This window comes from Rhodococcus sp. ENV425 (assembly GCF_002887785.1).
In the GTDB taxonomy this organism is placed as follows: Bacteria; Actinomycetota; Actinomycetes; order Mycobacteriales; family Mycobacteriaceae; genus Rhodococcus; species Rhodococcus aetherivorans.
In genome coordinates this window covers 1-1681 of sequence record NZ_PCZU01000179.1, presented here as the reverse complement: position 1 = coordinate 1681, position 1681 = coordinate 1, and the positions used below count along the sequence as shown (strand labels likewise).

At 71.3% G+C, this 1681-nt stretch carries 2 protein-coding genes; both read right to left on the bottom strand.

Annotated elements, in window-relative coordinates; translation table 11 throughout:
- Positions 1-47: 47 nt before the first annotated feature.
- Positions 48-1244, bottom strand: a complete 1197-nt coding sequence (locus CQZ88_RS14830; protein ID WP_102799961.1) for a cell wall metabolism sensor histidine kinase WalK — start codon at positions 1242-1244, stop codon at positions 48-50.
- Positions 1241-1681 (bottom strand): response regulator transcription factor (locus tag CQZ88_RS14825; protein WP_146034308.1); only part of this gene is annotated, 441 nt, incomplete at its 5' end. The genes CQZ88_RS14830 and CQZ88_RS14825, both read right to left, overlap by 4 nt.

Here is a 1681-nt window from a genome sequence, read left to right as displayed (position 1 = left end):
GGCATGCGCGGCCAGGTGCCGGGCGAGCGCGTCGAGCGAGAGCTTCCTCATCCCTGCCTCCGGGAGCCGGTGTGCTTGATGCCCTGCGACGGGGCGGCGCGCACGCCGGTGCGGGTGGGCAGGCGCACGGTGAATCGGGCGCCGGTTCCGGCTCCGCCGCTGGAGGCGGTCAGCGTACCGCCGTGGGCCTCGACCAGGGCGCGGGCGATGGTCAACCCGATGCCGCTGCCGCCCTCCCGGTAACGGCGAGCGGTGTCGGCGCGGTAGAACCGGTCGAACAGATGTCCCAGGTGTTCGGGGGCGATGCCCTCGCCGGTATCGGTGACGGTGATCTCGGCCCACCGGTCGCCGGCGTCGGCGGTGACGGTGACGGTGACGGTGCCCCCGGTCGGCGTGTGCCGCAGGGCGTTGTCGAGCAGATTGCCCAGCACCTGCCCGATCCGATCCGGGTCGGCCGTGACCGCCGCGGGGTGCTCGACGTCTTCGACAAGCGCAACGCCCTTGGCGGCGTAGCGGTCGGCGGCGACGCGGACGGCGGCGTCGACGAGGGAGCGGGTGTCGGTGCGCGCGGGCGTGACGGACAGCCGGCCTTCTTCGGCACGGGAGACGGCGCCCATGTCCTCGGCAAGCCGTCCGAGCCGGGCAGTGCTCGACCGTAGGACCGCGAGGGTCTCGGCGTCGGGAACCCGGATGCCGTCTTCGAGGGCCTCGATGTGGGCATCGAGTGTGGCCAGCGGGGTGCGCATCTCGTGCGCGAGATCCGAGAGCATGCGCCGCCGGGTGGTTTCCACCGAGTCCAGCCGATCGGCGAGCTTGTTGAATGTTTCGGCGAGCTGGTCGAACTCGTGGCCGAGACCGGGGCCGGGCAGACGCACGTCGTAGTGGCCGCCGGCGATCTCGGTGGCCGAGGTGGCCACGCCGGTGACCGAGCGCTGCACCCTGCGGGTGAAATACCAGCTCACCGCCAGCGCCATCAGCGCCGAGACCACCAGCGCGATGGCCAACGAGATGATCATCGCCGAAGTGAACGCCTCCTCGACGTGCGCCGCCTCGGTCGAGACGTGCTCGATACCGGCCTGCTGGAGGTGATTGTGGAACAGTCCCGGGGCGACGGCGGCGGCCACCAGCCAGGCGCTGATCGCGCCGCCGACGACGACGATCGCTTGCGCGGCCAGTAGTCGGCTGCCGAAGCCTGCACTGCGACGCCCGGACCTCCGTCCTGCGGCCGCGGGTGGGGTCGTCATTGCCCGGCTCCCATGCGGTATCCGACCCCACGCACGGTGCGGACGAACACCCCGCGGGTGGCGTCGTCACCGAGCTTGCGACGCAGATGCCCGATGTGCACGTCGACCAGGTGTTCGTCACCGACCCAGCTCGGCCCCCACACCGCGGTGATGAGCTGCGCCCGGGTGAACACGACGTTCGGGTGCGCCGACAGCGCAGCGAGGATGTCGAATTCGGTGCGGGTCAATGCGATCGGGACGCCGTCGACCCACACCTCGCGTCCGGCGGCATCGAGGGTCAATGATCCGAAGGTACGGCGGCCGGTGTCGGCGCCGGACGACGCAGACGCAATGCTGTCGCCGGTCGAGGGCCGGGGGCGACGCAGCATTGCCTGGATGCGGGCGATGAGTTCGCGGGGGCTGAAGGGTTTGGTCATGTAGTCGTCGGCGCCGACCGA

Excerpts from the sequence above, each read along its gene's own strand:
- CQZ88_RS14830 (WP_102799961.1), bottom strand. The coding sequence starts at position 1,244 with ATGACGACCCCACCCGCGGCCGCAGGACGGAGGTCCGGGCGTCGCAGT.